A 26,242-nucleotide genomic window follows, 5' to 3' on the forward strand; every position below is an offset into this window, starting at 1 on the left:
GTCCCAGGGCATGATGGATTTCCGGCGAAATTGGCTCGCCGAAAAGTGTCCACCATGTCCCCGTACACCCGTCAACCATGTGTCCGGTCCGTACACGCTTTTCAAAAGTGACCCGCTGTAAGAGCGGAACCAATAGCGGCCGTTACCGAAGAAACGGATATGTACCCAACCCAGATCAAGCGTTCCCAGCCAACCTCAACCGCGCAGCCTGAGTAAAATCCAGCATCCGCTTCAGCGGTCTAACAGCCTGCGGAATCACCGACGGCTCAACAAAAATCTCATTACTCCCCTCACGCAAACACTGCAGCGTACGCTCCAGGGTGTTCATCGCCATCCACGGGCAATGCGCACAACTACGGCACGCCGCCCCATTCCCAGCCGTCGGCGCCTCGACAAAAATCTTGTCCGGACACAACTGCTGCATCTTGTAGAAGATCCCGCGGTCAGTAGCCACGATAAACGTCTTGTTAGGCAACCGCTGCGCCGCCGCAATCAACTGACTGGTAGACCCCACCGCATCCGCCAGCTCGATCACCGACGTCGGCGACTCCGGGTGCACCAGAATCGCAGCGTCCGGGTACAGCGCCTTCATGTCCTCCAACTGCTTGGACTTGAACTCTTCGTGAACGATGCACGCACCGTCCCACAGCAGCATATCCGCGCCGGTCTGACGCTGGATGTAGGTACCCAGATGCTTGTCCGGCCCCCAGATGATCGTCTCGCCGTTATCCATCAGGCTTTCAACGATCTCCAGCGCACAACTGGAAGTCACCACCCAATCGGCCCGGGCCTTCACCGCCGCCGAGGTATTGGCATACACCACCACCGTGCGCTCGGGATGCTGGTCGCAGAACGCCGAGAACTCATCCACCGGGCAACCAAGGTCCAGGGAGCACGTAGCTTCCAGGGTCGGCATCAGGATGCGTTTTTCAGGGGTGAGGATCTTGGCGGTCTCGCCCATGAAACGCACGCCAGCCACCAATACGGTCTTGGCCGGGTGCGCCGCGCCGAAGCGGGCCATTTCCAGGGAGTCGGAGACACAGCCGCCGGTTTCTTCGGCCAGGGCCTGAATCACCGGGTCGCAGTAGAAGTGAGCCACCAGCACCGCGTCCTGAGCCTTGAGCTCGGCGGCAATGGCGGCACGGTAGCCCGCCTCTTCCTCGGCACTCAGCACCTTGGGCTGCTTGGCGTCGAGATGGGCTTGGACCAGAAGGCGTTCGGAAATTTGCGTCATGTTCGCAAGACCTGCAGGCGCAGTTGCGCGAAAGTCGAGTGTACCACCGGCTCTGGAGCCTTTCGGGCGCCGCCGGACGAAGTGATTGTGTTCATCAAGCACGGTGAAGCTGCGCAAGGCTACAGAATATCGAATGGATTCAAAAGCCTAATCTGGGAATCGGCGAGGCATAAAAAAGGGAAACCCACGCCGGGGTTTCCCTTTTTTACAACGTCCGGTTTAGCGCGGCAACGCGCCAGGATCGTCTTGCAGCAACACGCCCTGATGCATGTTCGCCAGCGCACCCTTCAGGATGGTTTCATCGGCGCCCTGGACCCTCTTGCCCTCTCGCGCCGCGTATTCCAGCAATATCAGGTAGTCGCGATGGCTGCTGGCCTGGTTGGGCTCCAGGGTGTCCTTAACCAGATTAGCCATCTCGTAGCGCTGGGTGCGGGTGTTCTGGATGGCGCTTTGATCGACGGAGGCGTTGGTCAGGAATCCATCCTTGTAAGTGATATTCGCCGCACTGCTGGCCTTGTCGTCGACCTGTACATAGAGATAGTTCTGTGACTCCCGGCGGGTGTCGAAAGCCGGCGGCTTCCCGCCATTGAGGTCCCGATGGAAACTGGCTTTGAGGCTTGATTGCTGGACCTGATCGATCGTGCGATTCGAGATGTCACTGCCGCCCACGCGGGTTTTCTGGGACACCGTATAGGCAAACGTGTCGGTTTCCCCAGGGCGCGCCGGGTTGGGGGAGCTGGCCGTCTGGCTGATGGAGGCCTTGAAATCTGCCAACCCCGTCAACAGGCCTTGATCCGCGGCATTGCGGGTCAGCGCCTGTGGCGCTTTGACGCCCTGCGGGTAGTTGCTGTTCATGGCGGTAAACGCATCCTTGAACATCGCCATCAGGTCCGCATCGGCTTTGCCCCGCGCCTGGGCCTTGTCGAACTGGGCCAGGTAGCTTTTCAGCGCGATTGCCTGCTGCTTGGCGTTGCCGAGGATGCCGGCGTTTTTCAGGTCGACCGAGAGATTCACCTCTCCCGCCGGGCTTTTCATGCGGGTGGTACGGCTCTGGCTGTCCGCATGAAACGCGAGGGTGATGTCATCCACTGCCCCCACTTTCAATTTGCCGCTGAGGTCTACCGAGGACAACACACGGGAATCAAACTGCGTCAGCTTGCTCAAATCGAGTTTCGGCGGCTGGGCAGCCAGGCCGTCGATGGCGCCTTGGAAGGCTTCGCCCAACTTGGCGATCTCCTTGAGCTCGGCGGCGCTGAGGGTACCGCCGTCCACCTTGGCCTGCGCGGCCAGGCCACCGGGCTGGCTGGCCAGGCTGAAGGTGACGGTCTTGCCGCTGGCGGTCTTGACGGTAAGGCTGACCCGGTTATCGGCTTCGCTGTGCAGCAGCGCTTGCTGAACCTTGAGTTCGGCCGGGCTTTGGATCTTGGACGACGCGGTGCCGAGCGCCGACTGGGAAATGTCCGTACCGCTCTTGGCGAATTGCTCGATCAGGGTAGCGCCCAAGCCGCTGAACCCGGTGGCTCTGGGCGTTGAGTCGATATTCGCGCCAATCGCCCGTGTCACGGCATCCTGGCTGTCATTTTCCCAGACCGTGATCGGTTCATGGACGGGTAATTGGCCGTTTCGGGAATAGGTCTGGGCCTGGACATCAACCGCCACGTTGCCGAGGCTCACCACCGAGGAGGGCCGCACGAGCGTGGCGTCCGTTTCTGGCGTCAGCGTCGTCGCTGGCGGCGTAACGGCCGGCCGATTGATAAGGGCAATGGCTGAGCTGATGGGAGAAAGCGTAGTCATGACGATCCCTGTCTTGAGCTGGATTGCTCCTAATTTAACCAAGACAGGGAGGGTTTAATAGCGCGATTGATACAATTGCTAGCAAAGAGCCATGTCAGAAAAATGACTCTTTGCCCTCTTTCAGTGCATCAGAAGCGGTAAGTTACCGAACCGCCAAAGCCGTTGGCGCTGTTTTCATACTTGGCGTCGTAGGTCAGTGCCAACTGCGGATTATTGTCGCGGACCTTGATCGGCTCTTCCTTCAGGTAGGAATAAGCGACGTCGAAGGTCAGGTTATCGACTGGCGTCCAGCCGGCACCCAGGCTGAATACCGTGCGGTCGCCAGTAGGAATACGCACGGAACGGTCGGTGTTGTTGGTAGGTGTCTGATCCACCGAGAAGCCGGTACGCAGCACCAGTTGTTTGTTCAACTGGTACGACAGGCCAATGGCGTGGGACCAGGTGTCATGCCAGTTCTGCTGCTCGGTGATGGAATTCAAGCCGCCAAACTGGGCCGCAAGCGCCGACACACCGTCGTTGTTGACGGTGATCTTCTTCAACTGGCTCCAGCGGGTGTAGGTACTGCCCAGGTATAAGGTCCAGTCGTCGTTCAGTTGATGAGTGACCGAGAAGTCCACCGACGATGGCGTCGTCACGTTCAGGCTTGCGTCATAGCGTTGCGGGCCGCCATCAAAGGCATCGGAAACCAGGCCCGAGGCATTGGTCTTGCCGGTCAGGTGGTAAACCACTTGCGAGTGGTAGGTCACACCGAAGCGCGTACTCTCAAACGGTTGCACCAGGATGCCGGCGTTAAAACCGGTGGCGGTATCATTCCCCTTGATCTTGACCTGTTCACCGGCGCCGCCGCCCAGCGGCACGTTGGAATCCAGTTCACCCGAGATGCGGTTGAAGGTGGGCCCGAAGCCTACCGAGACCTTGTCGTTGAAGGCATAGCTGACGGTTGGCTGGACAGTGACGACCTTGATCACGCTTTTGCTGCCAAAGCCGTTGCCCTGGAAGGCGTTCTCATAATCGGTTTCGAGGCCGAATGGCGCATAAACACCCAGGCCGAACGCCCAGTGCTCATCAATCGGCGTCACCAGGTAGCCCATCGGCACGGCAATGCCAGGCACCATGTCGCCCTTGTCGGTGCCCGGGTTGTTGGCACCAAATTGTGAGGAACTGGCATTCTTGATGTTCGATTTGGCATCCAGGTAGGTCGCCCCGATGCTCACTTCATTCTGCTTGATGCGGGCCATGCCGGCCGGGTTGCCGTACACCGTGCTGGCGTCATCGGCGGAAGAGGAACGCCCGGCGTAACCGGTGCCCATTGAACTGATACTTTGTTCATTGAGGGCAAAACCACCGGCAAACAGGGAAGTGGAGGCAAGGGAGATCGACAGCGCCAAAGCGCTCTTGAAGAGTTTTTTATTCATTATTAGAACTCGAATTATTGGGCTGCACGAGGAAGCTACCAATCTTCGAGCGGGCGAATTATGAAGAGTTTTTCATGCGAATAATTGTCCTACAATTCTACTGATTTCAAAGACTTCGGCGGTTTTTACGGTATTTATTCAGACCTGAAAACCGGAATGTGACTGATGGGTTTTAACCTTGATTTCCTCGTGACCATTGACCATCTGGCCAGGCTTGAAACATTACAGGCGACTACCGCCGAAAAAGCGTCAAGTCGCTGGTGATAAAGATGTCGCAATGACATGATAAAGGCCATTTAACACGCGCGGCCGCACTCAAATGAATAGCACTGTCGGGAAGGGTTCAGAGACAAACAGCCCATCCGATTCGGGTGCGAGCGATTTGTCCGCCGCCGGCCTCAACCATAGCGAAGCCTTCACCGAACGGGTGCTTGCCAGCATCAACGACTGCATCAAGGTGCTGGACCTCGACGCACGCCTGACTTTCATGAGCGAAGGCGGCAAGCAGATCATGGAGGTCAGCGACTTCAATGCGATTCGCGGCTGCCCCTGGCCCGACTTCTGGCAGGACCAGGGCAACGTCGACGCCAAGGCCGCCGTTGCCGCCGCCAAGGCTGGGCGCAACGCCAGCTTTGTCGGCGCCGCCAATACCTTGGCCGGCAACCTGAAATGGTGGCACGTGAATGTCAGCCCGATCATGGGCAGTGACGGCCTGCCAGAGAAAATCCTCTGCGTGTCCCGGGACATCACGCCCCTGCGCGAAGCCGAAGAGTCCCTGCGCAAGCTCAACGAATCCCTGGAACAGCGGGTGGTGGAACGCACCCGCGACCGCGATCGCATCTGGCGCCTGTCGCCGGACCTGATGCTGGTGGCGCAACTCGACGGCGTGATCTCTGCGGTGAACCCGGCCTGGACCCGCATGCTCGGCCACGCCGAAGGCGACCTGGTGGGCAGCCAATTGCTCGCGCTGGTTCACCCCGACGACCTGGCCGTCTCGTCATCGGCCGTCAGCCGTTTGGGCGACGGTAAAAACTTCCCCAACTTCAAGAACCGCTACCGTCACCAGGACGGCAGCTACCGCATGATCGCCTGGACGGCCGTGCCCGACAGCGACTACATCCATGCCGTGGGCCGCGACATCCAGGCCGAGGAAGAAGCCAAGGAAGCCTTGCGCCTGTCGGAAGATGCCCTGCGCCAGTCGCAGAAACTGGAAGCCATCGGCCAACTTACCGGCGGTGTCGCACACGATTTCAATAATCTGCTGACGGTGATCAAGTCCTGCGCCGACTTGCTGAAGCCGCCCTCCCTGAACGAAGCGCGCCGCATCAAATACGTGGAAGCCATCGCCAGCACTGTCGACCGTGCAGCCCGCCTGACCGCCCAGTTACTCACGTTCGCCCGTCGCCAGGCCTTGCGGCCAGAGGTGTTCAACGTCGGCGAAAGCGTCATGCGAGTAGGCGAGATGATGGACAGCCTGACCGGTTCACGGGTCAAGGTGAGCATCCAGGTGCCGGACGATGCCTGCTTTATCAACGCCGATGAAAGTCAGTTCGATACAGCGCTGGTCAATATGGTGGTCAACGCCCGGGACGCCATGGCCGGCAATGGGCATTTGACGATCAGCGTCTCGACGGCAAGCTGGCTACCATCGGTTCGCGCGCATCCGGTGCGCATCGCCGATTACGTGACGATCGAACTGGCCGACACCGGCTCCGGTATTCCGCCGGAAAAACTCGACGCGATCTTTGAGCCCTTCTACACCACCAAAGGCATCGGCCAGGGCACGGGGCTGGGCTTGTCCCAGGTGTACGGTTTCGCAAAGCAATCGGGAGGCGAGATCCTGGTGCAGAGCGAGTGCGGCAAAGGCAGCAAATTTACCCTGTACCTGCCCAAGGTCGAGCCAAGTGCCATGCCGGTACTTCAAGACACCAGCGCCTCGCCCATCGTCTCGAACCTGGGCGTATTGATGGTCGAAGACAACGCCGATGTCGGCCTGTACACCTCGCAAACCCTGGAACAGATGGGCTTTCACGTGCTGTGGGTGCCCGATGCCCAAAGCGCGCTGGAAGCGCTGGCCCCCAACCCGGAAAGTTTTCAGGTGGTGTTTTCCGATATCTCCATGCCCGGCATGAGTGGCCTGGAGTTACTGGAGGCCATCGAAGCCCTGTATCCGTGGCTGCCGGTGGTGCTGACTACCGGCTACAACGACGAGTACGCGCGTATTGCCCAGGAAGAAGCCAGTCGCTTCGTCCTTCTGCAAAAACCCTACTCCACCGAGGCGCTGGCCCTGCTGCTGCAAAAAGTCGTCAAGAGTCGTCTGACGCTGATAGCCCAAGGCTAGGCCGGGTGCCGGGAACGTTACCCATTTCCAGGGCCAGATCCAGCCAGGCCCGTGCAGCCGGTGGCAAATGTGCCTGCCGTCGCCAGGCCAGCGCGATGTGCCAATCAGTCTGGGGCTCATCCAGCTGAATCAAGGCAATGCCGGCATGCAGGTGCTTGTAAGCCAGCATGCTCGGCAAAAACGCGACGCCCAGTCCTGCGGCAACCAGGTCGACGATAAAGTCGATCTGGGCGCTGCGCGCGGTGATGCGTGGGACTACGCCTCTGCGCTCACAGGCCGTGAGAATAATCCGGTTAAGCGCAAACCCGGCTTCGAACAGTATGAAGGGTGAGTCGGCGAGGTCGGAAAAATCGACGCTTTTACGTCCAGCCAATGGATGGTCGATCGGCATCACCACCATCAGCGGCTCCACCCGCACATCCTGATATTCAAATTCCCCCGCCACCGGCACCAGCAACGCGGCCACATCCACCTCACCGGCTTCCAGGCATTCGCCCAGCTTCTTGCTGCCGTGCTCGATCAGCTCGATCTCAATCTCTGGATAACGCTGTCGGTACAGGGCGAACATCGCCGCAAACAACACACCACTGCCCACCGGCGGCAAACCGATGCGCAATACACCGCGCTTGAGCCCCAGCAAGTCATTGATCTCGGCCACCAGGTCACTGCGCTCGGCGAGCAACACCAAGGCGCGACGGTAGGCGATTTCGCCAGCAGCCGTCAGCTCGCTCTTGTGGCCGATGCGATTGAAGAGCGGCGTGCCCAATTCATCTTCCAGAGTCTTGACCGCCTTGCTGACGGTAGACTGGGTAAGTGACACCACCTCGGCCGCCTGTGAGAAGCTGCCTTGGCGTACCACTTCGACGAAGGCCAGCAACGTGCGAAGGTTCATGAGTATTCCATTTGCGACTTGAATCAAGTTGGAAAAGTTGTTTTTACCATGAAAGGCCTTTGTCTATCCTCACCCCACCGTTTTCTTCATTCCGGGGCATCACTGTTCATGATCATTTCGTCCGCATCGGATTACCGCGAAGCCGCCCGCCGCAAACTGCCACGTTTCCTGTTCGACTACATCGACGGCGGCGCCTACGCCGAACACACCCTGCGGGCCAACAGCTCGGACCTGTCGGATATCAGCCTGCGCCAGCGCATCCTGCGCAACGTCGAGAGCCTGAGCCTTGAGACCACCCTGTTCGACCAGCCGCTGGCAATGCCGGTGGTGCTGAGCCCGGTGGGCCTGACCGGCATGTTTGCCCGGCGCGGCGAAGTCCAGGCGGCGAAGGCAGCCGCGAACAAGGGCATTCCGTTTTGCCTGTCGACCGTTTCCGTGTGCCCGATCGAGGAAGTGGCGTCCCAGAGCCCACAGTCCATCTGGTTTCAGCTGTATGTGCTGAAAGATCGCGGCTTCATGAAAAACGCCCTGGAACGGGCGCAGGCCGCCGGGGTGAAAAACCTCGTGTTCACCGTCGACATGCCCACCCCGGGCGCGCGTTATCGCGACGCCCACTCGGGGATGTCCGGGGCCTACGGGCCGCAACGCCAAATCCTGCAGGCCATGACCAAACCGGCCTGGGCCTTCGACGTCGGCGTGATGGGCCGCCCCCACGACCTGGGCAACATCTCCAAATACCTGGGCAAGCCCACCCAGCTGAAGGACTACATCGGCTGGCTGGCCAACAACTTCGACCCTTCCATCAGCTGGAAAGACCTGGAGTGGATCCGCGAGTTCTGGAAAGGCCCGATGATCATCAAAGGCATCCTCGACCCCCAGGACGCCAAGGACGCGGTGAGCTTCGGTGCGGATGGCATCGTCGTCTCCAACCATGGCGGGCGGCAACTGGATGGCGTGCTGTCCACTGCCAAGGCACTGGCGCCTATCGCACAAGCCGTGGGCAGCGATCTGACGGTGCTGGTGGACTCCGGCGTACGCTCGGGGCTGGACGTGGTGCGCATGCTCGCCCTTGGCGCCAAAGGCGTGCTGCTGGGCCGTGCACAGGCATACGCACTGGCCGCTGACGGGCAGCGCGGGGTGGAGAACCTGCTGGATATCTTCGCCAAGGAAATGCGTGTGGCGATGACGCTGACTGGGGTGACATCGATCGCCCAGATCGATGAGTCGATTCTGGTGCGCAGCCAGGGTTGATGAGTGCTGCGACCTCAGAATTCCCCCTTCTGAGGTCGCCGGCAGATATTTCTAAATGTTTCTTCATAAAGCCAAACGGTCATCAAACAGAAACATCCCGGGAATTAAATCGTCACGTCTTAGACAGGTGGACCCTTCCACTTACCCCCTTCTTTTGAGGTGTCGTCGTGATGTTGCTGACCAAAAAGAGTCTGTCAGTCTTGTTGACCGCCCTGTGCCTGAGTGGTGTCGCTCACGCCACTGACGTAACGGGCGCTGGCTCCAGTTTCGTCTACCCGGTGCTGTCCAAGTGGTCCCAGGAATACAGCAAGAGCTCCAGTGACCGGATCAACTACCAGTCCATCGGTTCCGGTGGCGGCATCGCCCAGATCAAGGCAGCAACCGTCGACTTCGGTGCCTCCGACGCGCCGCTGTCGGCCGATGAACTGAAGGCCGGCGGCCTGGGCCAATTCCCAAGCGTGATTGGCGGCATCGTGCCAGTGATGAACGTTGAGGGCGTCGCGGCCGGCCAGTTGAAACTCGATGGCGATGTCCTGGCGAAAATCTTCCTGGGCGACATCAAGGCCTGGAACGACCCGGCGATCGCCGCACTCAACCCTGGCCTGAAACTGCCGGGCGCGAACATCACCGTGGTCCACCGCTCGGACGGCTCGGGTACCTCGTACAACTTCACCAACTACCTCGCCAAAGTCAGTGACGGCTGGAAAACCAAGGTCGGTTTCGGCACCACCGTGCCATGGCCAGTGGGCGTGGGCGGCAAGGGCAACGAAGGTGTTTCGGCCTACGTGAAGCAGATCAAGAACTCCATTGGCTTTGTTGAATACGCCTACGCCCTGCAGAACAAAATGACCTACGCCTCGCTGAAGAACGCGTCGGGCAAGTTTGTCGAGCCCAACGCGAAGGCCTTCCAGGCGGCAGCAGATACCGCCGACTGGGCCAACGCCAAGGACTTCAACCTGATCATGACCAACGCCCCGGGTGAGAACGCCTGGCCGATCACGGCGACCACCTGGATCATCATGTACAAGCAGGCGAAGAACGCCGAGCAAAGCCAGGCGGCCTTCAACTTCTTCAAATGGTCGCTGGAAAAAGGTCAGCAGCAGGCCGCGGCATTGGACTACGTAGCGCTGCCCGATTCCCTCGTGACCCGGATCGAAGGTTACTGGAAGTCTGACTTCGCCCACTGATCCGCCCTCCCATGATCCCCTTGCCCAGGCAGCGTCGTGCTTGAGCAAGGGGATGAGCACATCCGATATGAATGAAACTGTCCAACCCCTGGCCATGACCACTCACGCGAGCGATGTATCGGGTGACAGCCGCGCCGCTCGTGATCAACGCAACGACCTGTGGTTCAAACGCTCAATGTTCGGCGCGGCCATGCTCGTCCTGCTGTTGCTGGCAAGTATTGCCGCCTCGACATTGTGGGGCGGTGGCCTGGCCTTCAAGACCTTCGGTTTCGGCTTTATTACCAGCACCGAGTGGGATGCGGTCAACAACCACTTTGGCGCCCTGGTGCCGATTTACGGCACGCTGGTCACCTCCTTCCTGGCACTGCTGATTGCGGTGCCGGTGAGTTTTGGCATCGCGATTTTCCTCACCGAAGTGGCGCCGCCCTGGCTGAGAATGCCAGTTGCCTCCGCCGTCGAATTGCTCGCGGGCATTCCCTCGATCATCTATGGCATGTGGGGATTGTTTGTTTTCGGGCCATTCATGGCCGAGTACCTGTCACCCTGGATCAACGACTACCTGGGCGCACTTCCATTGATTGGCTCGCTGTTCCAGGGGCCGCCACTGGGCATCGGGATGCTGACCGCCGGCATCGTCCTGGCGATCATGATTACGCCGTTCATTACCTCGGTGATGCATGAAGTTTTTCGCAGTGTGCCGACTCAATTGAAAGAGTCTGCCTACGCTCTGGGTAGTACGACCTGGGAGGTGGTGTGGGACATCGTCCTGCCCTACACCCGCTCGGCAGTGGTCGGCGGTGTGTTTCTCGGCCTCGGTCGCGCCTTGGGCGAAACCATGGCCGTCACCTTCGTGCTGGGTAACGCCCAGCAGTTCTCCGCGTCGCTGCTGATGCCCAGCAGCTCCATCGCCTCCGTCATCGCCAACGAGTTCAGCGAGGCCTATACCGACCTGCATCGCTCAGCGCTGATTGCCTTGGGCTTCCTGCTGTTCATCGTGACATTCGTGGTGCTGGCATTGGCGCGACTGCTGCTCATGCGCCTGTCCCGCAAGGAGGGCTTATGAATAGCAGCGAACGCCTGTACCGCAGGCGTGCCTTCAAGAACCGCGTGGCCATGGTGTTGAGTTGTGGCGCCACGGTCTTTGGCCTGCTGTGGCTGGCGTGGATTCTGCTGACCACCATCATCAACGGCTTCCAGGCGCTCAACCTGCGCTTGTTCACTCAGATGACGCCGCCACCCGGAACCGACGGCGGCCTGGCCAACGCCTTTTATGGCAGCGCCCTGATGTCCGGGATTGCGCTGCTGATCGGCACACCCATCGGGCTGATGGCGGGCATCTGGCTGGCTGAGTTCGCACGTCACTCGCGCCTGGGTACCACGGTGCGTTTCATCAACGACATCCTGCTGTCTGCGCCATCGATCGTGCTGGGACTGTTCATCTATACCGGCGTGATCCTGCCGCTGAACCTGCTGACCAATCACCAGGTCGGCTTCTCCGCCATTGCCGGCGCCCTGGCGCTGGCGCTGCTGGTGATCCCGGTGGTGGTGCGCACGACCGACGAAATGCTCCAGCTGCAACCCTCCACCATGCGCGAGGCCGCCCTGGCCCTGGGCGTGCCGCAATGGAAGCTGACGTTGCAGATTGTATTGAGAGCGGCCAAGGCCGGGGTGGTGACCGGCATCCTGCTGGCGCTGGCGCGGATTACCGGGGAAACCGCCCCGCTGCTGTTCACCGCCTTCGGCAACCAGTTCTGGAGCAGCAACCTGCTCAAGCCGATTGCCAGTGTGCCGGTGGTCATTTTCCAGTACGCCATGAGCCCGTTCGATGACTGGCACGCCCTCGCCTGGGCCGGTGCCCTGGTGCTGACGATGTTCGTGCTGGTGCTGAGCTTGCTGTCTCGCCTGATTCTTTTGCGCAATAGGTCCCACTGATGCAATCGACCCGACTTGAACCTGAAAAAACCAAAATCCGTGTGCGTGGCTTGGAGTTTTTCTACAACAACCAGCGTTCGCTGAAATCCATCGACATCGATATTCCGGAAAAACGCATCACCGCGATCATCGGCCCGTCGGGCTGCGGGAAGTCGACCTTGCTGCGGGTATTCAACCGTATCTACTCGATGTACCCGAAGCAGGAGGCGCGCGGCGAGGTGCTGCTGAACGGCGAGAACATCCTGGCTCCCGGCTACTCGATGAACCGCCTGCGCAGCCACGTCGGAATGGTCTTCCAGAAGCCGGTGCCGTTTCCGATGTCGATCTACGACAACATCGCCTATGCCGTGCGCCACCATGAAAAACTGACACGCCGGGAAATGGATGACCGTGTCGAGCAGGCCCTGCGCGGCGGCGCCCTGTGGGACGAGGTGAAAGACAAACTCAAGCAAAGCGCCCAGAGCCTGTCAGGCGGGCAGCAACAGCGCCTGTGCATCGCGCGCACCATTGCACTGCGCCCGCAAGTATTGCTGCTGGACGAACCGACCTCGGCGCTCGACCCGATTTCCACCGGGCGCATCGAGCAGTTGATCACCGAGCTGAAAGAGCACTACACGGTGATCATCGTGACCCACAACATGCAGCAGGCCGCGCGGGTATCGGACAGCACCGCGTTCATGTTCATGGGGGAGCTGATTGAGCACGGCAATACGGATGAGATCTTCACCAAGCCGAAGATGAAGCAGACCGAGGACTATATAACCGGGCGGTTTGGCTAGGTTTAAAGAAAAAAGCCGATCACTCCCTGCCTTGGGAGTGATCGGCTTTTTACCGGGCAAAAAAAAACCCGGAAATCCTCACTTGCGTGGGCCTTCCGGATTTTCTAAACCGCCAAAAATGGTGGGTCGTGTGGGATTCGAACCTACGACCAATTGGTTAAAAGCCAACTGCTCTACCAACTGAGCTAACGACCCGCTGTGTGGTGGCGCGTATAATACTGATTTCTAAGGATTATTCAACACCTTATTTGAAATAAATCAGAAATAACGCGTTGGGTCAGTAATTCCGGCCGCCTGGAAGCCTTCTGCACGCAGTCGGCAGCTGTCGCATTTCCCACAAGCACGACCGTCATTGTCTGCCTGATAGCAGGAAACAGTCAGCGAGTAATCGACGCCAAGTCCTACGCCAGCCTTCACGATATCGGCCTTGCTGCGGTTCTGCAGCGGCGCCAGGATGCGAAAGCCCTGCCCTTCTACACCGGCCTTTGTCGCCAGGTTGGCCATGCGCTCGAATGACTCGATGTGCTCGGGACGGCAGTCCGGGTAGCCGGCGTAGTCCAGGGCGTTGACGCCAATGAAGATGTCACGGGCATTGAGCACTTCGGCCCAGCCAAGGGCCAGGGACAGGAAAACGGTATTGCGCGCCGGCACATAGGTCACCGGGATGCCTTCGCTGGGGCCTTGCGGTACATCAATGGAGCTGTCGGTCAACGCCGAGCCGCCAATGCCGTCGAGGTTCAGGCCAATCACCTTGTGCTCCACCACGCCCAGGTCGCGCGCGACGCGGGCGGCGGCGTCGAGTTCGGCGCGGTGGCGCTGGCCGTAGTCGAAGCTCATGGTGTAGCAGCTGTAGCCTTCGGCCCGGGCCATGGCGACCACGGTGGCGGAGTCGAGGCCGCCGGACAGCAGGATGACCGCACGCTTTTGTTCAGTCATCTCAGCGCCCCGGCTCGTCGTTCCACAGGTATTTGTGCAGTTGCAGTTGCAGGCGTACCGGCAGGTTGTCCGCGACAACCCAGTCGGCCAGGTCGCGAGCATTCAGGTCGTGATGGCTTGGGGAAAACAGCACTTCGCCGGCGCGGCGGTCCAGACCATATTGGATCAGCTTGGAGGTCGCCCAGTCGTAGTCTTCACGGGAACAGATGACGAACTTGACCTGATCGTTGGGCGTCAGCAGCTCGATGTTCTCGTAACGGTTGCGGTGCACTTCCTTGGAGCCTGGGGTCTTCAGGTCGACGACCCGACTGACCCGAGGGTCGACCGCAGCAATATCCAGGGCGCCGCTGGTTTCCAGGGACACTTCGTAGCCGGCATCACACAACTGCTTGAGCAAGGGAATGGCGTTAGGCTGCGCCAGTGGCTCGCCACCGGTGACACAGACATAACGCGGCCGGTAACCGGCCACTTGCTCGAGGATGTCTTCAAGGGTACGCACGGTGCCGCCGCTGAAGGCGTAGGCGCTGTCGCAGTACTGGCAACGCAGCGGGCAACCGGTCAGGCGCACAAATACAGTGGGCAGCCCGGCAGTGCGCGTTTCACCCTGCAACGAGTAAAAAACTTCGGTGATACGTAATGTGTCTTGCATAGTCGCCACGGGCGTAACAGCTAAACAGGCTGTCCGCCTCCGTCAGGCACTTCAAGGAATTGCGCCAACGCGTAAATCCCAGGAAGCGTGTTTCATAAAAGGGCGTGGATTCTAACGAAAAAACCCGCGCAGGGCGCGGGTTTCTTCTGAACGGGTTGCGACGCTTACATGCGTTGCAGATCCCGCTGGGCCAACTGGGCAGCGGAGGTACCCGGATACTGGGCCACCACCTGCTGCAGAATGCCTTTGACCTTGTCGGTATGACCCAGGCGGCGTTCTACGTCAGCGAGTTTGTACAGTGAGTCCGGCACCTTGGCGTGCTTGGGGTACAGCTGGCTGACCTTGGCAAAGGCCTGGCCTGCGCCCTGCAGATCGCCCTTGGCCAGGTTCACCTCACCCAACCAGTACTGGGCGTTACCCGCGTACTGGCTGTTGGGGTATTTGCGCAGGAATGCGGTAAAAGCCTGGCTGGCCTTATCGAAATCCTTGGCTTTGATCAGGTCGAAGGCTGCGTCGTAATACAGCTTCTCCTTCGCCGGATCACCCGGTTCGCTGCTGGCGGCAGGGGCTTGGCTGGCAGCCGCGCCTGCTGCTGCACCACCGGCGGCCGCACTTGGCGCGCCACCGGCAGAAGAATTATCAGGAGTAGCGGCTGGTGTAACGCCGGCTCCAATGCGTCGATCAAGATCCTGGTATCGCTCCAGGCCTTCTTGCTTCAGCTGGTTCACTTGATTCTGCAGAACTTCAATCGTGCCTTGTTGCTGCGACAATTGATCCTGCATGCGTTGCAGCTGGTTGAACAGCTCGCCCTGTGCCGAAGGTGCGGCCGTAGCCGCACCCCCGACATAGGCGCCGTTCGTGCCATAACCCGCTGGCGGATAACTGCTCCCGCTATTGTTATAGCCAGAGTTGCTATCTTCCACAGGAACCGCAGCCCACACCGCAAGCGGTGCCAGGCTGAGAGCCAATACAGTTAGAGCACGACGGCACGTTCGCATGACGAATTACTTACGCAGTTCGACGCGACGGTTTTGAGCCCAGGACTGCTCGTCGTGGCCAGTAGCAACTGGACGCTCTTTACCGTAGGAAACCAGTTCCAGTTGGCCTGGAGCAACACCTTGCAGTACCAGGTAGCGCTGAACGGCTTTCGCACGACGCTCGCCCAGTGCCATGTTGTACTCACGAGTACCACGTTCGTCGGTGTTACCTTCCAGAACAACGCGAGCGCCGTTAGCTTTCAGGTCCTTCGCGTGAACGTCCAGAGCGCGCATGGCTTCTGGCTTCAGGTCCGAACTGTCGTATTCGAAGTAGAAAGTGGTGATAGCGCGCAGAGCAGCTTCTTCGCTCAGGGAGCCGTCAACTGCACCAGTGTTAGCGCCGTAACCAGCGTTTGGATCAACAGCTGCGCCTTCACCGGCATTGTCGCCGCCTTTAGACGAGCAACCAACGGCTACGGACAGAGCCAGAGCCAGAGCAGCAAACTTACCAAACTTCAGCATTTCCATCGTGAAACTCCTAATGAACCCCAGTGTGTTAAGTACTTCTTTTTGTAGCGCCGCGTCAGTTCAGGTAAGGGGACCAGGACGGTTCTCTGACTTCGCCTTGTGCGGTAGGAAGCGGGAGCCTTACGCGTCCATTAATGGACACGAGCATCAAGACTCCCCGGCCCTGCTGGCGGGTGGCGTAGATTACCATGGTGCCGTTGGGCGCAACAGTGGCTGACTCATCAAGGTTGGTATCTGTGAGGATTTTTACGGTTCCGCGCTGCAAATCCTGGGCCGCAACCCGGAAATTAGTGAAACCATCCTGACGGTGAATCATCACCAACGTCTTTTCATCGGCCGAAAGCTTCGGTGCAGCGTTGTAGTTACCAATAAAGGTCACACGTTCGGCGCCGCCGCCGTTGACGCTGGTTTTGTAGACTTGCGGCTTGCCGCCACGGTCGGAGGTGAAGTAGATGGTCGAACCATCCTTACCCCAGAACGGTTCGGTGTTGATGCCCGGGCCGCTGGTCACACGGCTCAGCTGGCGCGAGGCCATGTTCATCACGTAGATGTCCGGGTTGCCATCTTTGGACAGTACGAACGCCAGGCGCGAACCATCGGGCGACCAGGCTGGCGCGCCGTTCAGGCCTTCAAAGTTGGTGATCTGCTCACGGCGACCGGTATCGATGTGCTGAACGAAGATCCGTGGACGCTTCTGTTCAAAGGACACGTAGGCGATACGCTTGCCATCCGGTGCAAAGCGTGGCGACAGGATCGGCTCACGGGATTGCAGCAACGTCACTGCACGAGCGCCGTCATAGTCGGAACGCTGCAAAGTGTAACGAGTGTTGTCTACCGAAAAACGCTCGGCCGTTACATAAAGCAGGCGAGTCGAGAAGGCACCCTTGATCCCGGTCAGTTTTTCAAACGACTGGTCGGAGATGTAGTGCGCCATGTCCCGCAGTTGGTCCGTGGTGCCCGACACGCTGCCGGTCAGCACTTGCTGCTCGGTCGCGACGTTGAACAACGCGTACTGGATCTGCAGGCGGCCGCCGGCCGGCGTGATGCTGCCCACCATCAGGTACTGGGCGTTCAACGCTTTCCAGTCGCGGAAGATGACTTCGCTGGCCTGGGTCGGCTGGCTGATCATGTTGCCTTTGTCGATCGGTGCGTAGTAACCGGAGTTACGCAGGTCATCGCTGATGATCTGCGCCATGTCGTCCGGCAGCACGCTGCCGCCCTGCCAGCCAAACGGTACAACGGCGATCGGGGTGGCCCGATCGCTACCGCTGGTGACCAGAATGTTCTTTTCATCCGCCGCCGCTATCCCTGCCATGCAGCAAATAACGACAAGCATTCCTCGAAGAAGGTTTCTCACAAGGCTAGATCCTCAGGTGTGAATGTCATCTTGAATGAACGGTAGGGAGCGAAGTCGCTTGGTTTCATTCCCTGCATCTCGGTCAACCGGCCAATGTTCTTGACCGCTGCTACCGCCGAACTGTCGAACGAACCATCGCCACTGGACTTGGCCACGCTGACCGAAGTCACCGTACCGTCCGGCAACATGCCGATCTGCAGCACTACTGTCATGCCTTTGCGTGCCGAAGGAGGACGGGTCCACCCTTCTGCTGCCCGTGAGCGAATCAGGTCATCGAAACTGCCCGCGACTTCATCACCACGTTCATCGGCCAAGGCTTGCTGGCGCTGCGGCGTGTCGGAAAGCAAATCGGCCAAGGCCTGGGCCTTTTTGTCTTCGGTCGATTTACGTGCTGCTTCCTGAGCCTTTTTCTTGGAGGCATCGGCGGCAGCTTTCTTCTTCGCATCGTCGGCGATTTTCTTCTTCGCCTCGTCAGCTTCAGCTTTCTTCTTGGCGTCGTCCGCAGCTTTCTTCTTCGCGTCTTCGACGATCTTTTTCTTCGCGTCTTCAGCGGCCTTTTTCTTGGCCTCTTCTTCGGCAGCCTTCTTGGCTTCTTCTTCAGATTTCTTCTTGGCTATATCAGCCAATTGTTTCTCTTCGGCCTTTTTGGCTTCGGCAGCTTTATCGGCTTTCTTGGCTTCATCAGCCTTCTGCGCCTCTTCCGCTTTCTTCGCCTCGTCAGCCTTTTTCGATTCCTCGGCCTTTTGAGCCGCCTCTTCTTTCTTTTGTTCCGCAGCAGCCTTCACCGCTTCCTGCTCGACCTTCTTCTGTTCCATCTGCTCGACTTCAGTCTGGCGCGCAGCCGACTTCTGGGCCTCACCCGCAATCTTCTGATTGGTCTGGGTGGTGGCCTGGCTTTTCGATTTCAGCTGATACAGGGTCGCCTGCACGATCGGCTTGGCTGGCGGCAGGTCCGGGGTCATGGCAAAGCTGACGAACAGCAGGCCAAACACCAGGACGTGCAGGGCAATTGCCCAGACGCTAGGCCAGAAGAAGCTTTCCGAGGCGGACGGCTCTCGCTGTTGGTGCATCAGGGCGCCTCGGTAATCAAGCCAACATTACCGACTCCGGCCTTCTGCAGCCCGCCCATGGCGCCCATCACGGAGCCATAGTCGACAACCTTGTCGCCGCGGATGAACACCTGGGTGTGCTTGCCGCCTTCGTTGCCGGCGCGAATGATCTTGGTCACGGCATCAGTCATCTGCGGCAAGGTCATGGCCTTGTCCTGTTGTTTCTGAGTGTCGACTTCGCTGCCAAGGTTCCAGTAATAGGTCTTGTCAGCCTTGATCGAAATGGTCAGGACCTGGGTGTTGTTGTCCTGCGGCAAGGCTTCGCTGGAAACCTTGGGCAGATCAACCTTCACGCCCTGATTGAGCATCGGCGCGGTCACCATGAAGATAACCAGCAGCACCAGCATCACGTCGATGTAAGGCACTACGTTCATCTCGGCGACCGGCTTGCGCTTTTTGCGAGCTCGAGCGATTAAAGCCATTGGGAATTACCTGCTTATTCTTCGCTGGTGTGCACTTTACGGTGCAGGATCGCCTGGAATTCATCGGCGAAGGTGTAGTAACGGCTGATCAAGGTTTCGCCACGAGCGGCAAAACGGTTGTAGGCGATTACTGCGGGAATAGCTGCGAACAGGCCGATGGCGGTGGCGATCAGCGCTTCGGCGATACCCGGGGCCACGGTGGCCAGGGTCGCTTGCTGGGCCTGGGCCAGGCCGCGGAAGGAGTTCATGATCCCCCATACGGTACCGAACAGGCCGATGTAAGGGCTCACGGAACCTACGGTGGCGAGGAACGGCAGGCTTTGCTCAAGCTTTTCCTCTTCGCGGGAAATCGCGACGCGCATGGCACGGGCCACGCCTTCCATGACCGCTTCCGGGTCAACACCTGGCTGCTGGCGCAGACGGGAGAATTCCTTGAAGCCGGCGCGGAAGATCTGCTCGACGCCCGAATCCGGGTCCGGGTTGCTGCCCGCCTGGCGGTACAGCTTGGACAGGTCGATACCCGACCAGAAGCGCTCTTCGAAGCTCTCCAGGGCACGTCGACCGGCACGCAGCAAGTTGCTGCGCTGAAAAATCATGACCCAAGAGGTAACCGATGCGGCTACCAGGACCAGCATCACCAGTTGAACCACGACACTGGCATTGCTGACCAGGCTCCACATGGAGGAATGGTCGACGACGGTAGGTTCCACGCTAAATCTCCTGCTCTGAATGTTTACCCGCGCCGCTCACGCCGGCAAAGGCCGTGCGTAGAGTTTCGGGAATGGCCCGGGGTTTCAAACTATTGGTGCGAACACAGGCCACCAGGAACTGCCCCTCACAGAGCAGCGTTGCATCCGTAGCCCGCCTGACCTGCTGTTTAAAGCGCAGGCTGGCACGGTTCAATTCGGTTATTTCTGCGCTGACCAGCAGTTCGTCGTCCAGTCGCGCCGGCGCGTAGTAACGCGCCTCGCTGGAATGCACGACAAACAACAGGTCCTCCCCTGCAAGCGTGGATTGGGCAAAGCCCAGCTCCCGTAGCCGCTCGGTTCGAGCCCGTTCCATGAACTTTAGGTAATTGACGTAGTAAACGATGCCGCCAGCATCGGTGTCCTCGTAATAAACGCGACAGCGATGTGCGAACGACTGATCCCCGTTTTGCGCGCGCATACTCTAGTGCTTACTCCTCAGGTTGCCAATCCGGCCAGGCAACTGTTTTTCATTCTCTGGCACATTTCTAACGAAAGAATGACGACGCCAGCCACTAGGACAGCACAAACGCCGAATAAATCGAATCGCCAAGCCTTTTTTAATCGTCTACTGCATCGAGGAATTCGTCTACTACGGGCATCTCGCCCAATCGTGACGGAATGTTTAACCCAAAGTGCAGATAGGCATGCCGGGTGACCACGCGGCCCCTTGGTGTACGCATGATGTAGCCCTGCTGGATCAGGTACGGTTCCAGCACATCCTCAATCGTGTGCCGCTCTTCACTGATGGCTGCCGCGAGGCTGTCCACGCCCACCGGACCGCCGTCGAACTTCTCGATCATGGTCAACAGCAGACGCCGGTCCTGGTGATCAAAGCCGTGTTCGTCGACATCCAGCAGGTTCAGCGCCAGGTCTGCCACCGGCTTGGTGATATGCCCCTTGGCCCGCACCTCGGCAAAGTCGCGTACCCGGCGCAGCAAACGGTTGGCAATCCGTGGTGTACCACGGGCGCGGCGGGCGATTTCAAACGCGCCTTCCGGGTCCAGGGGCAAACCGAGGATATTCGCCGAACGGCTGACGATGGTGGCCAGGTCCGCCGTGCTATAGAACTCCAGACGTTGAACAATCCCGAAACGGTCTCGCAACGGGTTGGTCAGCATTCCCGCCCGGGTGGTGGCACCCACCAGCGTGAACGGTGGCAGGTCGAGCTTGATCGAGCGCGCCGCCGGGCCTTCGCCGATCATGATGTCCAGCTGGAAGTCTTCCATGGCCGGGTACAGCACTTCCTCGACGATGGGCGAAAGCCGGTGAATCTCGTCGATAAACAGTACGTCGTGAGGTTCGAGGTTGGTCAGCAGCGCCGCCAGATCGCCCGGGCGCTCCAGCACGGGGCCCGAGGTGGACTTGATCGACACGCCCATTTCCTGGGCGATGATGTTGGCCAGGGTGGTCTTGCCCAGCCCCGGAGGGCCGAAGATCAACGTGTGGTCCAGTGACTCGCTGCGCCCGCGCGCGGCCTGGATGAACAGCTCCATCTGCTCGCGCACGGTGGGCTGGCCGATGTATTCGGCAAGGCTCAGGGGGCGAATCGCCCGGTCCTGGACTTCTTCACGATCACGCGGGCCGGTGGCCGCGATCAGACGATCAGCTTCAATCACTTAAATCATTCCCTTCAGGGCGCGGCGGATCATGTCTTCGCTGCTCAGGTTCTTGTCCTTGATGGCCGACACGGCTTTGCTCGCCTCTTGCGGTTTGTAGCCCAGGGAGATCAGCGCACTGACCGCATCGCTTTCCGCGCTGGCCACCGGCGCACCCGGTGCGTCCGGCTGGTTAGGCACCAGGGCGAACATGCTCGGCACCACTTCCCAGGCCTTGAAGCGATCCTTGAGTTCCACCAGCAAACGCTCGGCGGTTTTCTTGCCGACACCCGGCACCTTGGTCAGCGCCGACGTATCCTGGGCCGACACACAGCGCACCAGCTCATCCACTTCCAGGCTCGACATCAACGCCAGCGCCAGCTTCGGCCCCACGCCATTGAGACGGATCAGTTCGCGGAAGAAATCCCGGTCACGCTTGCCAATGAAACCATAGAGCAATTGCGCATCTTCGCGCACCACCAGGTGGGTGTGCAGGGTCAGCGGCTCACCGACCGACGGTAGGCGGTAGAGGGTGGTCATGGGCACTTCCAGCTCATAGCCCAGCCCGTTTACATCCAGAATCAGGTGCGGCGGCTGTTTCTCAGCCAGGGTGCCGCGCAAGCGTCCAATCACGTTCGAATCCTTAAGAATCGGCTCAGATCAAGGCCTGGCCGGTAATAACGCGGGCATGTCGGCCGACAGCACAGGCCGTTCATGCACCCCACGCAGAATGATTGCGCTGATGCTATCAGAGACGCAGCCGGCCGCCACGACTGCGTGCCGTACCCAAGCCGTGCGGCATAAGGCTGGAACGGGTATGGGCGTGGCAGATGGCAATGGCCAGGGCGTCGGAGGCGTCGATTTGCGGCTTGGCGGTGAGTTTGAGCATGTGCATGACCATCATCATCACCTGCTCCTTATTGGCCGCACCGGTGCCGACCACGGCTTGCTTGACCTGGGTCGCGGTGTATTCAGCGATCTCCATGCCCTCCTCGGCACCGGCGACGATGGCCGCACCACGGGCCTGGCCGAGCTTGAGGGCCGAGTCGGCGTTTTTTGCCATGAACACCTTTTCGATGCCCATGGTGACCGGGCCGTAGGTCTGGATCACTTCACGCACGCCGCGATAAACGATCTGCAAGCGCTCGGCCAACTCGCCGGCGCCGGTACGGATACAGCCCGAGGCCACGTACACGCAGCCTCGCGGGGTCTGTTGGACCACGCCAAAGCCGGTGATTCGCGAACCGGGGTCGATACCTAGGATTAGAGTCATAACGCCTGCGAGATGGATTTAAAGCGGATGCGCCAGGCACATGGTTTGTGTAACAGCATAGAACCCTGTAGGCGCTGGCTTGCCTGCGATAAAGACACCTCGGTACATCAGTTACACCGAGTTGATGCCATCGCAGGCAAGCCAGCTCCCACATTGGATCTCCGGCGCTCTTAAGTGAGCTGTTCGGCAACCGACTCCGGGATATCGGCGTTGGAATAGACGTTCTGCACGTCATCCAGGTCTTCAAGCATATCGAGCATCTTGAGCACCTTCTGCGCCCCATCCAGGTCAAGCTCGGCACTGGTGGTCGGCAGCATCACGATTTCCGCGTCGGTGCCTTTGAAACCGGCTGCTTCCAGCGCGTTACGCACCGAGTAAAAGCCCGCAAACGAGGTAAACACGTCGATGGAACCGTCTTCGTTGGTCACCACGTCGTCGGCATCCGCCTCCATCGCCGCTTCAATCAGCGCATCCTCATCAACGCCCGGCGCGAAAGAAATCTGCCCCTTGCGCTCAAACAGGTAGGCCACCGAACCGTCGGTGCCAAGGTTGCCGCCACACTTGCTGAACGCATGGCGCACAGCCGCCGCGGTACGGTTGCGGTTGTCGGTCATGCACTCGACCATCACCGCCACGCCACCCGGGCCGTAACCTTCGTAGCTCAATTCGACCATGTCATCGGTATCGGCCGCGCCGGCACCACGAGCCACCGCGCGATCGATGATGTCACGGCTCATGTTGGCACCGAGAGCCTTGTCCAGGGCCAGGCGCAGACGCGGGTTGGAACCCGGGTCACCGCCACCCTGGCGCGCGGCAACAGTCAGCTCGCGAATCCACTTGGTGAAGATCTTGCCTTTCTTGGCATCCTGACGCTCTTTGCGGTGCTTGATGTTCGCCCACTTGGAATGGCCAGCCATAACACAACTCCGAAATTCTGTAGAAACCTGTCGATCCCGCCCCAGGCGGGACTTCCCTCTTAGACGTACAGCCCTTGTAACGCAAAGGCGCATCCGAAGATGCGCCCTTAGCTGACAATGTAAAACCTTATCGCGCTTTCACGCTGCGGCCTTACTCAGCCTTTGGTGTCTCGCGCAGACGGATATGCAGCTCGCGCAGTGCCTTGGCGTCCACCACACCCGGTGCTTGCGTCATCACGTCGGCAGCACTTTGGGTTTTCGGGAAGGCGATCACTTCACGGATCGACTGGGCACCGGTCATCAGCATCACCAGACGGTCCAGGCCGAAGGCCAGGCCGCCATGGGGTGGTGCGCCGTACTTCAGGGCGTCGAGCAGGAAGCCGAACTTCTCTTGCTGCTCATCTTCGTTGATGCCCAGCAGGCGGAAGACCGATTGCTGCATTTCCTTGCGGTGGATACGGATCGAACCGCCACCCAGCTCGGTGCCGTTCAGAACCATGTCGTAGGCACGGGACAGAGCGCCAGCCGGGTTGGCTTCCAGCTCTTGCGGCGTGCACTTGGGCGCGGTGAACGGGTGGTGCAGCGCACTGAAGCTGCCGTCGTCGTTCTCTTCGAACATCGGGAAGTCGACCACCCACATCGGTGCCCACTTGCAGGTCAGCAGGTTCAGGTCGTTACCGACCTTGATCCGCAATGCACCCAGCGCTTCGCTGACGATCTTGGATTTGTCGGCGCCGAAGAACACGATGTCGCCGTCGACCGCGCCAACACGATCCAGGATCACGTTGAGGTTGGCTTCGGGGATGTTCTTGACGATTGGCGACTGCAGGCCTTCAACACCCTTGGCGCGCTCGTTGACCTTGATGTACGCCAGGCCCTTGGCACCGTAGATACCGACGAACTTGGTGTAGTCGTCGATCTGCTTGCGCGGCATGCTCGCAGCGCCAGGAACGCGCAACGCGGCAATACGGCATTTAGGGTCGTTGGCCGGGCCGCTGAACACCTTGAAGTCGACATCTTTGAGTTGGTCTTCAACGTCAACCAGTTCCAGCGGGTTACGCAGGTCCGGCTTGTCGGAACCGTAACGACGCATGGCTTCTTCGAAAGTCATGTGCGGGAATTCGCCGAACTCCAGGTCCAGCACTTCCTTGAACAGGTTGCGGATCATCTGCTCGGTGATGCCCATGATCTCTTTTTCATCGAGGAAGCTGGTCTCGATGTCGATCTGGGTGAATTCCGGCTGGCGGTCAGCCCGCAGGTCTTCGTCACGGAAGCATTTGGCGATCTGGTAGTAACGATCGAAGCCGGCAACCATCAGCAGTTGCTTGAACAGCTGTGGCGATTGCGGCAACGCGAAGAAGGAACCGGCGTGGGTACGGCTCGGCACCAGGTAGTCGCGGGCGCCTTCCGGGGTTGCACGGGTCAGGATCGGCGTCTCGACGTCGAGGAAGCCGTTCTCGTCCAGGAAGCGACGGATGCTGGTGGTCATGCGCGAACGCAGGCGCAGCTTCTCGGCCATTTCCGGGCGACGCAGGTCGAGGAAGCGATAACGCAGGCGGGTTTCTTCGCCCACATCGGAGAACTCGTTCAGCGGGAACGGCGGGGTTTCCGACTCGTTCAACACTTCCAGCTCGTAGCCCAGCACTTCGATCATGCCCGACGCCATGTTGGCGTTGGTGGCACCGGCCGGACGCAGGCGAACCTTGCCGGTGATCTTCACGACGTACTCGCTGCGCACGCGATCGGCGGCGGCGAAGCTCTCGGCGCGGTCCGGATCGAACACCACCTGGGCCAGACCATCACGATCACGGATATCGAGGAAGATCACCCCGCCGTGGTCGCGGCGACGGTGAACCCATCCGCAAAGGGTGATTTCCTGACCTTCCAGGGTCTCGTTCAGTTGGCCGCAATAGTGGCTGCGCATCATGATAGTGGTTTCGCTTCTCGTAATTCGAAATTCGGTGGAGGCCTGCCTCATCACCGTACAGCTAAGTCAGGTGACGGATAATGCAGGAGCCTGCGCGTAGAGTTCAACTCAGTCTGCTTTGTCGCCGCCGGCCAGATTCTTCTTCGACCCGGTCTTGAAGTCGGTCTCGTACCAGCCATTGCCACTCAGGCGAAAGCCCGGCATGGACAACATCTTTTTAAGCTCCGGTGCCTGGCAGGCAGGGCAATCGACCAGCGGCGCGGCGCTGATCTTTTGAATGGCTTCCAACTGATGACCACAGGAAGCGCATTGATAGTCGTACATGGGCATGAAGATGTCTCGGCGATCAGATCACGGCATACGCCGCGCCCTGCCCTGACTCCAACCCTTGGGAAAGTCCCGGCATGCGCAGCAAAGCCCGGGATTATATCTGGTAAATCGAGGCTGTGCAGCCGTGGCGGCGCGCTGCTCTTTATATAGGTGCCTGCGACAGGCTCCTGCCGGGCGCCAGACCCGGGAGAAGCCCGGGCCCGACAGGATCAAGCCTGCCCCGGATGCACAGTGGGTGCGGTAATACGCCCTTTCAATACATGAACCACGCAAACCACCCTGACCAGGCCGCTGAAGTTCTTTACACCGCCATAACGCAAGTGCACTTCCCGGTCCACGTAAGACAGCAGCGCGCTGACCGAACAGGTATTGATCCTGGCTATCTCCGCAAGGATATTCCAATAAACCTCTTCGAGTCGCAAACACGTCGAAAACCCATTAAGCCGAACGGATCGGGACAATGGCCTGGCCAGGTTCATATCAAACCCTTTAGCAAAAGGATCCACCTTTATTTTGTGCAAGCCGCACGTTTCCATAACTCCATTACCTGTTCCGCGAGACATACACTTGACACTCCATTGCCTGACGGCCACCCATCAATCGTTGTTGTTGGCCGTTGGGCCTATAAAACATCAAGAAGACAAGTGC

At 59.5% G+C, this 26,242-nt stretch carries 26 protein-coding genes and 1 tRNA gene; 6 read left to right on the forward strand and 21 right to left on the reverse strand.

Features of this window, described 5'->3' with window-relative positions:
* Positions 1-175: 175 nt before the first annotated feature.
* The 3 genes from nadA to M2400_RS12525 all read right to left on the reverse strand — a co-directional run bounded on the left by nadA (position 176) and on the right by M2400_RS12525 (position 4,443).
* Positions 176-1,234, reverse strand: coding sequence for a quinolinate synthase NadA (gene nadA, locus M2400_RS12515; RefSeq protein WP_177046069.1), 1,059 nt, complete (start codon positions 1,232-1,234; stop codon positions 176-178).
* Between the two features lie 219 nt (positions 1,235-1,453).
* Positions 1,454-3,028, reverse strand: a complete 1,575-nt coding sequence (locus M2400_RS12520) for a lactate dehydrogenase (RefSeq protein WP_259196825.1) — start codon at positions 3,026-3,028, stop codon at positions 1,454-1,456.
* A 128-nt stretch (positions 3,029-3,156) separates the two neighbouring features.
* A complete protein-coding gene (locus M2400_RS12525) occupies positions 3,157-4,443 on the reverse strand; it encodes an OmpP1/FadL family transporter (RefSeq protein ID WP_177046067.1) in 1,287 nt (428 codons plus the stop codon).
* Between the two features lie 382 nt (positions 4,444-4,825).
* Here M2400_RS12525 and M2400_RS12530 point away from each other — a divergent pair, with 382 nt between their 5' ends.
* The gene (locus tag M2400_RS12530) at positions 4,826-6,784 is read left to right on the forward strand and encodes a PAS domain-containing sensor histidine kinase (protein WP_259196826.1); all 1,959 of its coding nucleotides are present in this window, start codon (positions 4,826-4,828) and stop codon (positions 6,782-6,784) included.
* Here the strand turns inward: M2400_RS12530 and M2400_RS12535 are convergent.
* The gene (locus M2400_RS12535) at positions 6,750-7,676 is read right to left on the reverse strand and encodes a LysR family transcriptional regulator (protein ID WP_177046063.1); all 927 of its coding nucleotides are present in this window, start codon (positions 7,674-7,676) and stop codon (positions 6,750-6,752) included. The two genes, M2400_RS12530 and M2400_RS12535, sit on opposite strands and share 35 nt — an antisense overlap.
* Positions 7,677-7,784: 108 nt before the next feature.
* On the opposite strand from M2400_RS12535, the gene lldD reads away from it, so the two are divergent.
* The 5 genes from lldD to pstB all read left to right on the forward strand — a co-directional run bounded on the left by lldD (position 7,785) and on the right by pstB (position 12,825).
* Positions 7,785-8,927, forward strand: coding sequence for an FMN-dependent L-lactate dehydrogenase LldD (gene lldD / locus M2400_RS12540; protein ID WP_177046061.1), 1,143 nt, complete (start codon positions 7,785-7,787; stop codon positions 8,925-8,927).
* Between the two features lie 170 nt (positions 8,928-9,097).
* The gene (gene pstS, locus M2400_RS12545) at positions 9,098-10,114 is read left to right on the forward strand and encodes a phosphate ABC transporter substrate-binding protein PstS (protein ID WP_177046052.1); all 1,017 of its coding nucleotides are present in this window, start codon (positions 9,098-9,100) and stop codon (positions 10,112-10,114) included.
* A gap of 67 nt (positions 10,115-10,181) precedes the next feature.
* Positions 10,182-11,177 carry a phosphate ABC transporter permease subunit PstC gene (gene pstC, locus M2400_RS12550; RefSeq protein WP_177078775.1) on the forward strand — a complete coding sequence of 332 codons (996 nt, stop codon included), beginning with the start codon at positions 10,182-10,184 and terminating at the stop codon, positions 11,175-11,177.
* Positions 11,174-12,046, forward strand: coding sequence for a phosphate ABC transporter permease PstA (gene pstA, locus M2400_RS12555; RefSeq protein ID WP_177046048.1), 873 nt, complete (start codon positions 11,174-11,176; stop codon positions 12,044-12,046). Before pstC ends, pstA begins: the two co-directional genes overlap by 4 nt.
* The gene (pstB, locus tag M2400_RS12560) at positions 12,046-12,825 is read left to right on the forward strand and encodes a phosphate ABC transporter ATP-binding protein PstB (RefSeq protein ID WP_177046046.1); all 780 of its coding nucleotides are present in this window, start codon (positions 12,046-12,048) and stop codon (positions 12,823-12,825) included. The genes pstA and pstB overlap by 1 nt, the downstream gene beginning before the upstream one ends.
* A gap of 119 nt (positions 12,826-12,944) precedes the next feature.
* On the opposite strand, the gene M2400_RS12565 is transcribed toward pstB, so the two are convergent.
* The 17 genes from M2400_RS12565 to M2400_RS12645 all read right to left on the reverse strand — a co-directional run bounded on the left by M2400_RS12565 (position 12,945) and on the right by M2400_RS12645 (position 26,157).
* A tRNA-Lys gene (locus M2400_RS12565) sits at positions 12,945-13,020 on the reverse strand.
* 63 nt (positions 13,021-13,083) lie between these two features.
* A complete protein-coding gene (gene queC, locus M2400_RS12570; RefSeq protein ID WP_259196828.1) occupies positions 13,084-13,761 on the reverse strand; it encodes a 7-cyano-7-deazaguanine synthase QueC in 678 nt (225 codons plus the stop codon).
* Position 13,762: 1 nt separating this feature from the next.
* A complete protein-coding gene (queE, locus tag M2400_RS12575) occupies positions 13,763-14,410 on the reverse strand; it encodes a 7-carboxy-7-deazaguanine synthase QueE (protein WP_177046036.1) in 648 nt (215 codons plus the stop codon).
* Between the two features lie 164 nt (positions 14,411-14,574).
* Positions 14,575-15,408 (reverse strand): tol-pal system protein YbgF, encoded by an 834-nt coding sequence (gene ybgF, locus M2400_RS12580; protein WP_177046034.1) that lies wholly within the window; start codon positions 15,406-15,408, stop codon positions 14,575-14,577.
* Positions 15,409-15,414: 6 nt separating this feature from the next.
* Complete coding sequence (pal, locus tag M2400_RS12585) at positions 15,415-15,915, reverse strand: peptidoglycan-associated lipoprotein Pal (protein ID WP_003209827.1); 501 nt, start codon at positions 15,913-15,915, stop codon at positions 15,415-15,417.
* Between the two features lie 55 nt (positions 15,916-15,970).
* Positions 15,971-17,251 (reverse strand): Tol-Pal system beta propeller repeat protein TolB, encoded by a 1,281-nt coding sequence (gene tolB, locus M2400_RS12590; protein WP_032881902.1) that lies wholly within the window; start codon positions 17,249-17,251, stop codon positions 15,971-15,973.
* A 17-nt stretch (positions 17,252-17,268) separates the two neighbouring features.
* Complete coding sequence (gene tolA / locus M2400_RS12595; protein ID WP_177046032.1) at positions 17,269-18,342, reverse strand: cell envelope integrity protein TolA; 1,074 nt, start codon at positions 18,340-18,342, stop codon at positions 17,269-17,271.
* Positions 18,342-18,794 (reverse strand): protein TolR, encoded by a 453-nt coding sequence (tolR, locus tag M2400_RS12600; RefSeq protein WP_161635741.1) that lies wholly within the window; start codon positions 18,792-18,794, stop codon positions 18,342-18,344. The genes tolA and tolR overlap by 1 nt, the downstream gene beginning before the upstream one ends.
* Before the next feature lie 23 nt (positions 18,795-18,817).
* Complete coding sequence (gene tolQ / locus M2400_RS12605; RefSeq protein WP_003209819.1) at positions 18,818-19,513, reverse strand: protein TolQ; 696 nt, start codon at positions 19,511-19,513, stop codon at positions 18,818-18,820.
* A gap of 1 nt (position 19,514) precedes the next feature.
* Positions 19,515-19,970, reverse strand: a complete 456-nt coding sequence (gene ybgC / locus M2400_RS12610) for a tol-pal system-associated acyl-CoA thioesterase (RefSeq protein WP_177046030.1) — start codon at positions 19,968-19,970, stop codon at positions 19,515-19,517.
* A gap of 139 nt (positions 19,971-20,109) precedes the next feature.
* Positions 20,110-21,168, reverse strand: coding sequence for a Holliday junction branch migration DNA helicase RuvB (ruvB, locus tag M2400_RS12615; RefSeq protein WP_071484352.1), 1,059 nt, complete (start codon positions 21,166-21,168; stop codon positions 20,110-20,112).
* Positions 21,169-21,780 (reverse strand): Holliday junction branch migration protein RuvA, encoded by a 612-nt coding sequence (gene ruvA, locus M2400_RS12620; RefSeq protein ID WP_177078776.1) that lies wholly within the window; start codon positions 21,778-21,780, stop codon positions 21,169-21,171.
* 115 nt (positions 21,781-21,895) lie between these two features.
* Complete coding sequence (gene ruvC, locus M2400_RS12625) at positions 21,896-22,420, reverse strand: crossover junction endodeoxyribonuclease RuvC (protein WP_003209812.1); 525 nt, start codon at positions 22,418-22,420, stop codon at positions 21,896-21,898.
* Positions 22,421-22,590: 170 nt separating this feature from the next.
* Positions 22,591-23,337, reverse strand: coding sequence for a YebC/PmpR family DNA-binding transcriptional regulator (locus M2400_RS12630; RefSeq protein WP_010169954.1), 747 nt, complete (start codon positions 23,335-23,337; stop codon positions 22,591-22,593).
* A gap of 151 nt (positions 23,338-23,488) precedes the next feature.
* Positions 23,489-25,264: an aspartate--tRNA ligase gene (aspS, locus tag M2400_RS12635; RefSeq protein ID WP_177046029.1), complete on the reverse strand. Its 1,776-nt coding sequence runs from the start codon at positions 25,262-25,264 to the stop codon at positions 23,489-23,491.
* Between the two features lie 108 nt (positions 25,265-25,372).
* Positions 25,373-25,594, reverse strand: a complete 222-nt coding sequence (locus M2400_RS12640; protein WP_003209804.1) for an FmdB family zinc ribbon protein — start codon at positions 25,592-25,594, stop codon at positions 25,373-25,375.
* Between the two features lie 209 nt (positions 25,595-25,803).
* The gene (locus M2400_RS12645; protein WP_177046026.1) at positions 25,804-26,157 is read right to left on the reverse strand and encodes a ribbon-helix-helix domain-containing protein; all 354 of its coding nucleotides are present in this window, start codon (positions 26,155-26,157) and stop codon (positions 25,804-25,806) included.
* Positions 26,158-26,242: the final 85 nt, after the last annotated feature.

This window comes from Pseudomonas sp. BIGb0558 (assembly GCF_024807515.1).
Taxonomy (GTDB): domain Bacteria; phylum Pseudomonadota; class Gammaproteobacteria; order Pseudomonadales; family Pseudomonadaceae; genus Aquipseudomonas; species Aquipseudomonas yamanorum_A.

What these genes read in the sequence shown, in the direction of transcription:
- M2400_RS12640 (WP_003209804.1), bottom strand. Translation starts at nt 25,594, where the DNA reads ATGCCCATGTACGACTATCAATGCGCTTCCTGTGGTCATCAGTTGGAA.
- M2400_RS12525 (WP_177046067.1), bottom strand. Translation starts at nt 4,443, where the DNA reads ATGAATAAAAAACTCTTCAAGAGCGCTTTGGCGCTGTCGATCTCCCTT.
- aspS (WP_177046029.1), bottom strand. Translation starts at nt 25,264, where the DNA reads ATGATGCGCAGCCACTATTGCGGCCAACTGAACGAGACCCTGGAAGGT.
- lldD (WP_177046061.1), top strand. Translation starts at nt 7,785, where the DNA reads ATGATCATTTCGTCCGCATCGGATTACCGCGAAGCCGCCCGCCGCAAA.
- pstS (WP_177046052.1), top strand. Translation starts at nt 9,098, where the DNA reads ATGTTGCTGACCAAAAAGAGTCTGTCAGTCTTGTTGACCGCCCTGTGC.
- pstB (WP_177046046.1), top strand. Translation starts at nt 12,046, where the DNA reads ATGCAATCGACCCGACTTGAACCTGAAAAAACCAAAATCCGTGTGCGT.
- ruvC (WP_003209812.1), bottom strand. Translation starts at nt 22,420, where the DNA reads ATGACTCTAATCCTAGGTATCGACCCCGGTTCGCGAATCACCGGCTTT.
- M2400_RS12535 (WP_177046063.1), bottom strand. Translation starts at nt 7,676, where the DNA reads ATGAACCTTCGCACGTTGCTGGCCTTCGTCGAAGTGGTACGCCAAGGC.
- nadA (WP_177046069.1), bottom strand. Translation starts at nt 1,234, where the DNA reads ATGACGCAAATTTCCGAACGCCTTCTGGTCCAAGCCCATCTCGACGCC.
- pstC (WP_177078775.1), top strand. Translation starts at nt 10,182, where the DNA reads ATGAATGAAACTGTCCAACCCCTGGCCATGACCACTCACGCGAGCGAT.
- pal (WP_003209827.1), bottom strand. Translation starts at nt 15,915, where the DNA reads ATGGAAATGCTGAAGTTTGGTAAGTTTGCTGCTCTGGCTCTGGCTCTG.
- queE (WP_177046036.1), bottom strand. Translation starts at nt 14,410, where the DNA reads ATGCAAGACACATTACGTATCACCGAAGTTTTTTACTCGTTGCAGGGT.
- tolA (WP_177046032.1), bottom strand. Translation starts at nt 18,342, where the DNA reads ATGCACCAACAGCGAGAGCCGTCCGCCTCGGAAAGCTTCTTCTGGCCT.
- M2400_RS12520 (WP_259196825.1), bottom strand. Translation starts at nt 3,028, where the DNA reads ATGACTACGCTTTCTCCCATCAGCTCAGCCATTGCCCTTATCAATCGG.
- ybgC (WP_177046030.1), bottom strand. Translation starts at nt 19,970, where the DNA reads ATGCGCGCGCAAAACGGGGATCAGTCGTTCGCACATCGCTGTCGCGTT.
- tolB (WP_032881902.1), bottom strand. Translation starts at nt 17,251, where the DNA reads ATGCTTGTCGTTATTTGCTGCATGGCAGGGATAGCGGCGGCGGATGAA.
- queC (WP_259196828.1), bottom strand. Translation starts at nt 13,761, where the DNA reads ATGACTGAACAAAAGCGTGCGGTCATCCTGCTGTCCGGCGGCCTCGAC.
- M2400_RS12630 (WP_010169954.1), bottom strand. Translation starts at nt 23,337, where the DNA reads ATGGCTGGCCATTCCAAGTGGGCGAACATCAAGCACCGCAAAGAGCGT.
- ybgF (WP_177046034.1), bottom strand. Translation starts at nt 15,408, where the DNA reads ATGCGAACGTGCCGTCGTGCTCTAACTGTATTGGCTCTCAGCCTGGCA.
- M2400_RS12645 (WP_177046026.1), bottom strand. Translation starts at nt 26,157, where the DNA reads ATGTCTCGCGGAACAGGTAATGGAGTTATGGAAACGTGCGGCTTGCAC.
- pstA (WP_177046048.1), top strand. Translation starts at nt 11,174, where the DNA reads ATGAATAGCAGCGAACGCCTGTACCGCAGGCGTGCCTTCAAGAACCGC.